The 12,045-nt window shown below is 39.5% G+C and carries 4 protein-coding genes and 4 tRNA genes; 7 read left to right on the top strand and 1 reads right to left on the bottom strand.

The genetic code is table 11. The annotated features are described in order from the left end of the window. The 4 genes from SULAR_RS08165 (at position 1) to SULAR_RS08150 (ending at position 430) form a co-directional block, all read left to right on the top strand. Positions 1 to 75 (top strand) — tRNA-Gly (locus SULAR_RS08165). 38 nt (positions 76 to 113) lie between these two features. After that, positions 114 to 200, top strand: a tRNA-Leu gene (locus tag SULAR_RS08160). Positions 201 to 213: 13 nt separating this feature from the next. Further along, positions 214 to 289, top strand: a tRNA-Cys gene (locus SULAR_RS08155). 53 nt (positions 290 to 342) lie between these two features. After that, positions 343 to 430, top strand: a tRNA-Ser gene (locus tag SULAR_RS08150). Positions 431 to 633: 203 nt separating this feature from the next. Here SULAR_RS08150 and SULAR_RS08145 read toward each other — a convergent pair. After that, on the bottom strand, positions 634 to 1,362 hold the full coding sequence (locus SULAR_RS08145; protein WP_008244915.1) for a hypothetical protein: 729 nt from the start codon (positions 1,360 to 1,362) through the stop codon (positions 634 to 636). A 519-nt stretch (positions 1,363 to 1,881) separates the two neighbouring features. On the opposite strand from SULAR_RS08145, the gene SULAR_RS08140 reads away from it, so the two are divergent. The 3 genes from SULAR_RS08140 to SULAR_RS08130 form a co-directional block, all read left to right on the top strand. Then, positions 1,882 to 2,955: an ankyrin repeat domain-containing protein gene (locus SULAR_RS08140; RefSeq protein ID WP_008244914.1), complete on the top strand. Its 1,074-nt coding sequence runs from the start codon at positions 1,882 to 1,884 to the stop codon at positions 2,953 to 2,955. Further along, positions 2,945 to 3,907 (top strand): hypothetical protein, encoded by a 963-nt coding sequence (locus SULAR_RS08135; protein WP_008244913.1) that lies wholly within the window; start codon positions 2,945 to 2,947, stop codon positions 3,905 to 3,907. The genes SULAR_RS08140 and SULAR_RS08135 overlap by 11 nt, the downstream gene beginning before the upstream one ends. Before the next feature lie 14 nt (positions 3,908 to 3,921). Then, positions 3,922 to 12,045 (top strand): calcium-binding protein (locus SULAR_RS08130; protein WP_008244910.1); only part of this gene is annotated, 8,124 nt, incomplete at its 3' end.

Genomic DNA, 12,045 nt, shown 5'->3' with positions numbered 1-12,045 from the left:
GCGGGCGTAGCTCAGTGGTAGAGCATAACCTTGCCAAGGTTGGGGTCGACGGTTCGAACCCGTTCGCCCGCTCCATGAAAAATGAATGTCAATATATGAATGGTACCAATAATGCCCGGGTGGTGGAATGGTAGACACAGGGGACTTAAAATCCCCCGGTCATTGTGACCGTGCCGGTTCAAGTCCGGCTCCGGGTACCACCCATATATAGATGGAACCATCGCCAAGTTGGTAAGGCCGCAGCCTGCAAAGCTGCTATTCGCCGGTTCGAGTCCGGCTGGTTCCTCCACATATCAACTAGAATTTATCTATCTTTAGGTAATATTCTTTGCTTCAAATTGTCGGGAGATGTCAGAGTGGTCGAATGTGCCGGTCTTGAAAACCGGTGAGGGTAACACCTCCGGGGGTTCGAATCCCCCTCTCCCGGCCATCCTTTTTATAATCACTACTTAATATCAATACAAAGTATTTTCAGAGAAATCATATAGTTTTATATTTTATTTTCCCATATTACATACAAAGTTTTTAGTCTTTAATTTAGTGACGTCGAATACAGATTTTTAAAAACAGTGTACTATTGAGATGTTGGGGCATAAAGTCCTAAAAGGTAGGACTTTTATGTTTGAAATTCTTTTATAAAGCATTACCTTCATAGGTATATAAATTAGCTTCCGGATCTTCTGCGTACCATGACAAGTGACTACCGTCTGAGTATAATTTGATAAGATAATTTCTGTCACGTACTCCTTCTGCATTAGTAATAAGGATACCATTTTCTATAGCATAGGCTTCTTCTCGTAAAAGAATTCCATCCATATCATAAATTTTTGCAGTAGTTTCTGTGAATTCAACGACTACAGTCTGAGAAAGTTCGATAGAGAATCTTTTGCCCACTAGCATATCCGAACTATATTTAAGTTCAAGAAACCAAGTTGTAGACTCTTTATCTTCAACAAATGTAACATCCCACTCTGTAGCTCTTGCAGCATTTAGTATGATTGTTTTGTCACCATCAATGGTTGTTGCAATAATTTTCCCATCTACTACAGTATAGCTACCGACAGTTTCAGTTGTTCCATTGCGCTCAAAAAGAAGATTCCCATTACTTTCGAATGTAGCACGAAGCCACTCATCTTTTGTTGCGATACCATCATCATTGGCATCATTCCATTCATAGATTGATTGTCCAGAGATCATTGCTGTTGTAAATTCCGTAGTACAGTCAAAAACTGTTTCTGTACAAGGTTGCTGTACTGCTGTATTTAGAAGAGTATCTCCTGAAGTACCACTGCCACCACAACCAATAATAGTGAATATACTTAGAATGCTTACTATTGTTCTTATCATTAAGATGCTTTTCATGTCTATTCCTCTTTATAAAATTATTTCTATGGATATCATGCTAGCTTTCTAAATAATGATGTTAACAGTTTTATTAAACTATTAAGTCTCATATCTATTCCGTTCATTTAATATCGAAAAAGAGCATAGCAAAACTCAAATGTCATTGATATGAAATTTAAATAAAAATTATTTTAAAATTTTATAAAATACAATAAATTTATCCAAAGGTAACACATAAAGTATTCTAAGAACTTCTAACTCAATGACTTATGCATAATACAGAAATTAAAAACTTATAAAAAGAGTAGTATTTATTCTTATTAATTAAAAAATCTTTTTTAAATTATAGTAAAGTATTATTTAAAGTGTTACTTAAAGTAATATTAAAAATTAATTAAATTTTTCTTAAATAAAATTGTAGTGATTATATTTTGATTTAGTTATAGTGACAACTATTATTTTAATATTAATTGTAATTATTACTATAATTTATAGATAATAAAGGTTAGAAAATATTTTTGGGTTATAGGGAACCTTATGAAAAAAATGTGTATTAACTTATGTCTCTTATTTTTATTGCTTTTGCCTTTGAGTCTGATGGCGCAAAAAAGTGAACTCTATTTAGCTGTGGATGCACAGGATTTGACCACTGTAAAAACCGAACTTGCCAAGGGTGCTAATATTAATGAGAGGTTTGAAGGTGGGTTTACACCTCTGTATAGTGCAGCAGGTTTAAATGACAAAGAGATCGTTGTTTTGTTGGTTGAGCATGGCGCCGATGTTCAGGCCGAGTCGGACTTGGGGTTTGGTATTATACATAAAGCGGCTATGAGTAAAAACCCTGCAATATTGAAATACATCATATCCAAAGGTGGTGATGTTAACCGTATATCAAAAAGTTCTTGTTCTCCTTTTCATTCCTCCATCAGTAATAACGCTTTACAAAACTACGGCTCTTTAGAGAATGCAAAGACACTACTGAAACACGGTGCACAATCTTCTATCAACAAAAAGTGCAGGGGGTACACGCCTTTGATGGTTGGGGTCAGCAGTGAAGAGGTGACACGGTTCCTGCTTGATAACGGTGCTGATAAAAGCATCCAGACACGCTCTGGAAAAACGGCGTATGACCTGGCAAAAGAATACAATGCACCAAGCTCCGTACTTAAGATGCTTTCGATACCAACTAAGCAGACAGAAGAAAAAGCTCCTTCAAATGATCTCATAGCACTTACTAAGGCAGACAAGGGTCTGATGTGGGAGAGAAAAACTTTAAAAAACCGTCATGATAAACCTACTGCAGAAGAGGCGCAGGCTTATTGCGCAGAACTCAACTGGGCAGGATACACAGACTGGCGGGTGCCTACACTCAATGAATATCAGTCCATTCTTTTAGAAAGTGCAGTCATTGACTTCACGATAGACGGTATCAGCAGATACTACATGGACCCAAAGCGTTTTCCCAACTTGTCACCATCCGTCTTCTGGGCAAAAGATGAAGAGGGCGAGATGGTTTATCTTAATGTCGCTATCAAAAGAAGCGGAAATATCTGTTCTATGTGCAACAAGAATCTAATTCGATGTGTGAGAGGAATTTATAATGAAAAATAAAAGTGTAGATTTGCGATCTGCCTTAAATGTTGTAATAACAATAATGATTTTGTTATGGACGGCGCTTTATGCTCAAGAAAATGAATGTGTTGGGAAAAATATAAATGTAGGAGTTGATCAAAAAAATTTTGCTCAGTGTCAAACTAAAATAAAAGATGGAATGACTTCGATGGCATATATAAGAGTGAAGCCTAAACGGATATTAAAAAAAACATCATACAAAAATAGTATTAGCTTTATCCGAAATATTAAAGCTAAGGTCTCCAACACAGATGTTTTAAATATATCTTTTGGTGATCCTATAAACTTTAAATACAAAGGAGTGCGTTTCAATTTTGAAGATTTTTCGCCTTATGCACAAAAAATTGAATATGAAATTATAGATAATCATGATAAAAAAGTAAAAAAAAGTTGTGAAATTTTTAGAGAAAATATGATTTCAAAAAAACACTTATATCCTGAAGTTACAAATGTTTTGTCTAATGGTGTTGATCAAAAAGTATGGACTGCAACTACTATTAAAGAAGTGATTCAATTGCTTTATGGTGTAGATAAAACTGAGCAAATGAAAAAATCTGAAGTAGGTAATAGTATACAGCTGATGTGCAGTAATAAAAGTTTAAATGCAATGCCAAAAAGTCTTTGGTATGAAGAACAATGTTTGAAGTCAGTTAATTATAAAACAGGAATAAAAATACTTTCTTCTAAAGATTTAGAGTCAGTGGCACTACTATATACGGGTAATAAGTTTCCATTAATATTTTTTGCAAAATTTTCCAATTACTCCCGTTTACCTTTAAAGGTGCTGACGAGGTTTTATAAAGAGGGGACTCTTATGTTATTAGCTAAAGACAAAAATGGGAAGTTGTATTATTCAAAATCTTATTTTTTAAATACAAGAACAGCAAATGATTTAGACGATGGTACGCGTTTAGATTTTTATATTAAATAAAACAAGGAAAACAAATGACAATTCAAGATTTCATAAATAAATACCCACAAATTCCAAATGAAGAAGCTCAATTACTGAAAGATGCAGTAGCATACTGGGAAAGCAAGAATCCAGGTCAAACATATACTATCGACGTTACAGAAGAGGCAACTAATGGGGGAGCAAGTTATTCAGGACATCCTCCAAAACCTTCTTTGGTAATTAAGACTGGATCTGGGGGTCGGGTTCCTGTATTGTCGGTTGATGGAAAGATTACATTTTTTCAATATGATAATATGGTTGGAGCAGTACATGAATTGGGACATGCTATACTGGATTTACTTGGTATAGGTGATGCTACTGATAAAGATGAACTTCGGAATGCAGTCTTAGCAAAAGCAGCTAGACAGGCGAATGGAGATATGGAATTATTGACACGTATGCTTTTAGGTCAAGAAAACAATTGGAGTGTATCTGATCAAGAAATGTATGCACAAGAACCTACGGCAAGTTATGAAAATATGTATAATAAATCAAGAGATTTCAGAAATATGGTTGGTTTAAGTAATAATCCAGATATACAAAGGCGAGGGTATTCTCGTCTTAATAATTGGACTCCAGCTGGAGCAGACTCTTTTACTGGTAAAAATAGAAGTACAAACTTAAATGATGGCGATAATGTTTCCTTACTTGGAAATCAATTGTCAAATAGCTTTGTCGGTGGAGCAGGTGATGACTATATAGATGGAGGAGATAACGATGATATATTACGAGGTGATGGTTATTTTGATGAATATAGTTTTGCCGAGAGTCTAAAAGATGCATTAGCTGAGAATGGTGGAGGAGATGATACTATTATTGGAGGGGAAGGTAGAGATACCCTGTATGGTGAATTGGGTGACGACATTCTCTGGGCAGATAAGTTAGAGCAGCATAGTAGTATTTCAGATGATAGACTCTACGGTGGAGATGGAAGAGACACCATCTATGGAAGCGATGGGAATAATACTATTTATGGCGATAATTCTGATGGTAGTGAAAGTAGCAATAAGACAGATGATGGGGATACTATTTATGGCTATGGTGGAAAAGACACTATCTATGGAGGAGGAGGAGTTGATACCCTTATAGGAGGTGAAGGAATAGACCATATTTATGGAGGAGCTGACAACGATATTATCTATGGAGGAAAAAAAGACCTAACAGATGATAATGCAGGCTATACAGGCTATAATTTACTTGTAGGGGGTGAAGGTGAAGATACCATCCGTGGTGGAGATAAAAATGACCACCTTGTCGGTGGAGAACTAAAACGGATAGCCCATAATGGTTATTATACCTATGAGTACAAAGAAGATATTGATAAACAAGATACACTTATGGGTGGTGATGGCTATGACTACTATAGTGTTAATGATCAAGATATTGTTGATGATAGTGATGGAAGTGGAACCTTCTCTTTCAATGGTAAATGGCTTTGGCACGATACACGTGGATTGAATAAACTAGGGTATGCGCGTACTGACAATGGTCAAATCATAAATAACCTATACAGTGATGGTCGTTTTCTCTATCATTATAATGGTGGTGATCTGACTGTTATGGAACGTACAGGAACGGGAAATGATGTTACAGGGAAATACTTTACCGTAAAAAATTTTAATAGCGGTGATTTTGGAATTATTATCCCTCCAGACCCTATCGATCCTACCGATCCGAATAATGATGATGGTTCTGGTGCAGCTGGTGGTGGTACAGGAGGTGGAGACACTGATCCTGCCGATGATGGTGCGACTGAACCGACGCTATATCTTTTAAGTGTCTCAGATGGGAGAAGTGCTGAGGGTAATGATCATATTGAATATACCAGTGTAACAGTTTCTCTGAGCAATGCACTAAATGAAGACCTACATATCACTATGTCTGATTTGAATGACTATGTAATACCGGCACATACGACTAGTATATCTGTTCCAGTATATTGGTACGGTGATACTGAACCAGAACCAAATACTACAACTTCTATTAGTATCGTTGATTATTGGACGTGGGGTGAAACAGAAAATAAAGTTGGTATTGCTGATGGTAGTGGTGTAGTAACTATTCTTGATGATGACGGAACTAATGATGACGGAACACCACAACGAGACCCAGGTAAAGTACCGGATTATGATCCTGATGATTCTATTAGAAGGGGTGATCCATTAGTCCTTGACCTTGATCAAGATGGATTGATCTCGACGCAGAATCTAGCAGACTCTTCAGCATTCTTTGATATTACAGGCGATGGTATACGTGAGCAGGTAGGCTGGGTTGAAGCCAATGACGGGATACTTGTCTATGATAAAGATGAAGATGGCTGGGTTGACGGTGTTGATGAAGTCTTTGGAAATCTCTCTAAGAGCGGATTCGAAGAACTCAAAGAGATAGCTGACAGTAATCATGACTTCAGAATAGACAGACGTGATGAACTATATAACCGTTTGCAGGTGTGGCAGGATGAAAATCAGGATGGACGTTCTCAAGAGAGTGAACTTAAAAGCCTAAGCGAAGCAGGCATCTCTTCCATAGACCTTCGTGCTATTGAGACAGATATCAATATAAATGGTAACATGATCAGCGAAGCTTCTCACTATACGGACCTACAAGGTGATCTTGAACTGGCAGCAGATGTTCAACTGCAGTTCGATACGAGAATAACGGATATAAGCCCTGAAGATATTCCTGATTTTACTGTAGACCCGATCACGAATGATTTTCCCGATCTAAGAGGGTATGGACTGGTACTTGACAGTTTCTACGGTTATAACATGAATGAGGCATTTAAAAACCTTACACTTGACTATACTCTAGATATCTCAAAAGTATCCGGAAGTTTTCAAGCTTATCTGGAAGGCTGGACAGGATACACTGCAAAACAGCAAGAACTTCAAGCACAATATGGACTTGATGAAGCACCGACTGTGTCAGATATCGATAAAAAAGTATGGATACTTGAAAAGTTTATAGCTCAAAGCGCTTCTACTCCTAGAATCGAGAATAGACTTATAAGCAATGCCGAACTGTTAAAAGCAGGTAATGCACAGAATCTGTCTATGACGAACAGTAGATATATAACAAGTTATATTAACGGACATTACAGCATCTTGTTTAATCGCTATCAAGCGATCTTCTCGATCGAAGCATTTTATCAAGACGATCTTGTCGGCTTAGAATACAGCGTAAATACAGATACATTTGTCTTAACAGACAGTGTCGCTTTTTATAATAGTGCTATAGCGTATTTGAACAGTGATACAGCTGGATTTGAGGATAAACTCTACCTTGCACAGATGATGAAAAACCTCAAGGCAGATGATACTTTGAATTTCAGTCATAGCACTATCACTGCAGGCCTTAATGAGAGTTTTGAAAAGAGTTTTATCTCTTCTGTTTTAAACGGATCGATCAATGCACGTGTGTTTGAGACAGATGGTACAGCATTTTACAGAGATGGTCTGGACACGTTTGACATGAACTCCTTAGAAAGTGTTCGTAATGAACGCTCTTTGGTTATGGGCACGGATGCAGATGAGACAATCTTGGCTCAAGGGTCGACTGTCCTTTCAGGTAAAGGTAATGATACTATTCTCGGGTATGGTGCTAACGATACCTATATCTATGAAAAAGGTGACGGGTCGGATACCATCTATGATGGTGGCGGAAATGATTTGCTCCGTTTTAGAGAGGGCATTGCGCTGGAAGATATCATCTTAAAATCTGTTGGAGCGGACCTGATACTTGCGGTTCAAGAGGTTGGTGTTGCATTTGAAGATCTGACAGATGTAGTGACGTTGAAAGATTGGAAGAATACAGGGCATCGCATCGAAGACATCGTTTTCTCGGATGGCCGTAAATTAGATGTCTCTGCGATTATCAATGCACATTTCGTTTCTGATGAAAGCGATAATGTTGACCTTACTAATGCTAACGATACGCTAAATGCACAAGGCGGAGATGATACGATCCGTGGTCTTGGCGGTGATGATACGATTGACGGTGGAACTGGCGATGACATTCTTGAAGGTAATGCTGGAAATGACATCCTCACAGGTGGTCTTGGAAATGACTCCCTTGATGGCGGAAGCGGGAATGATACGTATCTCTTCAACCTTGGAGATGGTAAAGATACGATCATCGATGCATCAGGGGTAGATACACTTCAATTGGGTGCTGGTATTACTAGAGATGACATCATTGTCGTTCTTTCCCAGGAGAACAGCGATGTCGTGATAGGTTTCAAAGAAACAGGTAAGACTTTTGAAGAGCTAAGTGATACGATCACGATCAAAAACTGGAAAAATGCTGCAAACCGTTTGGAAAACATTATCTTATCTGACGGGACAGAGATCTTTCTTGACGAGTTTCAAGTAGGAACAGTGGGTGACGACGCCCTTGTCTTTGGTGACAGCGGAATCACCATCGATGCAGGAGATGGCAATGATGTCGTGACCTCAGGAAGTGGTGCCGATGTGATTGAAGGTGGAGCAGGAAACGATACAGTCTCTTCAGGGGCAGGGAACGATACGCTAAGTGGTGGAACAGGTGCAGATAACCTGAATGCCGGTAGTGGGGATGACAGCTTAAGCGGTGGCGCAGATAATGATACCTTGACTGGAGCAGATGGACACGATACTCTTGATGGCGGACTGGGAGATGATACTCTTGATGGCGGAAGTGGAAATGATACGCTAATAGGTGGCGAAGGAAATGACAGCTTAAGTGCAGGTAGCGGAAACGATATCTTAGACGGTGGTCTTGGAAATGATGTTCTTGATGCCGGATATGGAAATGACGTTCTAAGCGGAGCAGAAGGATCAGATACACTATATGGTGGAGCAGGAAATGATACCTATGTCTTTAATCTAGGTGACGGAAAAGATACGATCTACGATGCGTATAGTTATGGAAACTATTCAGCCAATGCAGGAGATGACACCTTACAGTTTGGTGAAGGAATCACTAAGGCTGATCTTATCGCCATCGTCACACCGGGAAGCAGTGATCTAGTGCTTGCGATCAAAGAAGATGGTAAAACACTTGCTGAACTGAGTGATGTCATTACACTTACAAATTGGCTGAACGCAAACAACAGAGTCGAACATATCAAGCTTTCTGACGGAACGGAAGTCTCTCTTGAAGAGATACAACAGGCAACCGATGCTAATGACTATCTTGTTTACGGAGATACGGACACCGTTCTTGATGCTTTGGCGGGGAATGACAGTGTAACAACAGGAAGCGGTAATGATACACTTGAAGGAAATGTGGGTAATGATACTCTTGTCTCAAATGCTGGGAATGATGTACTCAGTGGTGGAGCAGGTGACGACCTTCTTCAAGCAGGAAGCGGAAATGACAGTCTAAGCGGTGGAGCAGGAATAGACAGGCTTGAAGGCGGATTAGGAAACGATACTTATACTTTTGGACGCGGAGACGGGCAGGATACAGTTTATGACGATTACCGTTATAGCGGAAGCAGGCAAGGAAATGGAGGTACAGACACTCTTGTATTTGCAGAAGGTATTTTGAAAACTGACCTTGCTGTAAAAGCAAATGGGAATGACCTTATTATAGGTCTCAAAGAAGACGGAAAGACCTTTGATCAACTTAGTGACAAGGTGACTTTAAAAGACTGGTTCAATACCAACAACCGAATCGAGAATCTTCTTCTGTCTGATGGAACAAGTATCAGTCTTGATGAGATCCAGCAGGGAACAGAAGGAAATGACAACCTAGTTTATGGCGATTCTGCTGTTAATGTCAACGCACTTGGCGGGGATGATCTTGTGATCTCTGGTGCGGGGAATGATGTCATCGACGGTGGTGATGGTAATGATACACTTGACTCAAAAGCCGGCAACGATACCTTAAGCGGTGGAGCCGGTACGGATGCATTACGTTCGGGTAGTGGAAATGACACTCTTGAGGGCGGTACAGGCTCCGATAGTCTATATGGTGGCGCAGGAGATGATACTTATATCTACAATCGTGGAGACGGTAAAGATACGATCTATGACGATTATCGATACGGTTCGAACAATCAGTACCAAGGTAATGGCGGTTTGGATACTTTGGTCTTTGGTCTTGGTATCGTTAAAGAAGATCTTGCTGTCAAAGCAGAAGGGTCTGATCTTATTATTGCGCTTAAAGAAGTCGGTGTGCTCTTTGAGGACCTTACAGATGTGATTCGTATCAAAGACTGGTTGAATGTAGAGAACCGTGTAGAAAAACTCCTTCTTGCTGATGGTACGCAATTGAGTCTAGATGAGATCCAAGGCGGTACGGAGGGTGATGATTATCTGATCTTTGGAAATGATGATGTTTCGGTCAATGCTTTGGGTGGAGATGACAGAATCGTTACAGGTGACGGCAATGATGTCATTGACGGCGGTGAAGGAAATGACATCATCAACTCAGCTGCAGGAGATGATACACTTTCTGGTGGTGCTGGTAATGACACGATCGATGCAGGAACAGGTAATGACACGATCACTGGTGGGGCAGGAGATGATACATTAAGAGGTGGTATCGGTCATGATACATATCTGTTTAACCGAGGTGACGGTTTGGATGAGATATTGGATATGGCTGGAACGGATGTCCTGCGTTTTGGTGTGGGTATTACAAAAGATGATCTTATCGTTAAACAAGATAAGTATGATCTTATCGTCAGTATTAAAGAAGTCGGTAAGAACTTCAATGAACTTTCCGACTCCATTATCATTTCTGATTGGTTTAAAGTCAATAATAATATCGAAACTTTTGAGTTTGCAGATGGGACAAGCTGGGTAAGTGACAATATCGCTTCGGCCTTTGTCAATGTCAATATCGAAGACACATTGTTTGCTAAACCGGGTTCTATATTACGTGGAGATAGAGGTGACGATACTTATGTCTACAGCCGCGGTAATTTCACGGTTGTAATCGATGATACTGCCCTTAATGATGATATCGAGATCACGGCTGGAAACGATACTTTGATGTTTACCTCAGACATCAACAGAACTGATGTACAGATCGGTGTGAACGGAGCTAACCTTATCATCAAGGTTATCGACACGAACGAGACGTATGAAGCGCTTCAAGATATTGTCGTGATCAAAGATTGGCAAGACCCTAAGCGTGGAATAGAGAAGATCATCTTTAGTGACGGTGAAGAGATGCTTATCAATAAGGATGAAGTCTTCGCTCCGATCACTTTTAGCGATGCATGGACATCCAAACGTTATTATGTCTATGGAAATGAAGACAATATCATTTCAGGTACGGCTCAAAATGACCGTATAGAAAGTGCCGGCGGGGATGATGATATCAATGCAGGTGCAGGGAATGACATCATTGAAGGTGGCCAAGGGTCGGATTACTTTAGAGATACTTCAGGTAATGAGACCTATATCTTTAATCGCGGTGATGGGGAAGACCTTATTCATGATACCAACGGATCTGATAATATCAACTTTGGTGAGGGTATCACAAAAGATGACCTCGTCTTTAAACAGTACGGCAATACTTTGGTCATAGGTATCAAAGAGTACGGTAAGACATTTTACAACTTAAATGACAAGATTATGGTACGTGATTGGTTCTTGGAGGATTCACGAGTCGAGCTACTTACTTTCCGTGATGGAACGGAGATGAGTATCGATGAAATTGTCAGCTCTATTGGAACAGAAAAAGATGATGAAATCTCAGGAATTGATAGTAGAGATGATGTGCTTAATGCTGGTGCCGGGAATGATATCCTTAATGGTGGTAATGGAAACGATATCTTAAACGGCGGAACTGGAAATGATACGCTTCAAGGTGGTTCAGGTAATGATACTTATATTTACAACAGAGGCGACGGCGCAGATGTTATCATTGATGCCTCGGGTCTGGATACACTGAGTTTTGGTGCGGGTATTTCTATGGCCGATGTTATTATCACTGAAGAAGCAAACAGTCTTGTTCTGACTCTTAAAGAAGAAGGAAAGAGTGGAGCTGAACTAACAGACCGAATTACGCTAGTTGATTGGTTTACTTTGACAAACCGTGTGGATATCATCCTCTTTGAAAATGGTGATAAGATCCAGCCTGAAGACATTATTCTTGCGACAGTAGAAGCAGATACAATGACA

The sequence above is a fragment of the Sulfurovum sp. AR genome (genome assembly GCF_000296775.1).
Taxonomy (GTDB): domain Bacteria; phylum Campylobacterota; class Campylobacteria; order Campylobacterales; family Sulfurovaceae; genus Sulfurovum; species Sulfurovum xiamenensis.
The sequence above is the reverse complement of the archived record's forward strand: the minus strand, read 5'-3'. Positions and strand labels throughout refer to the sequence as shown.

Excerpts from the sequence above, each read along its gene's own strand:
- SULAR_RS08145 (WP_008244915.1), bottom strand. The coding sequence starts at position 1,362 with ATGAAAAGCATCTTAATGATAAGAACAATAGTAAGCATTCTAAGTATA.
- SULAR_RS08140 (WP_008244914.1), top strand. The coding sequence starts at position 1,882 with ATGAAAAAAATGTGTATTAACTTATGTCTCTTATTTTTATTGCTTTTG.
- SULAR_RS08135 (WP_008244913.1), top strand. The coding sequence starts at position 2,945 with ATGAAAAATAAAAGTGTAGATTTGCGATCTGCCTTAAATGTTGTAATA.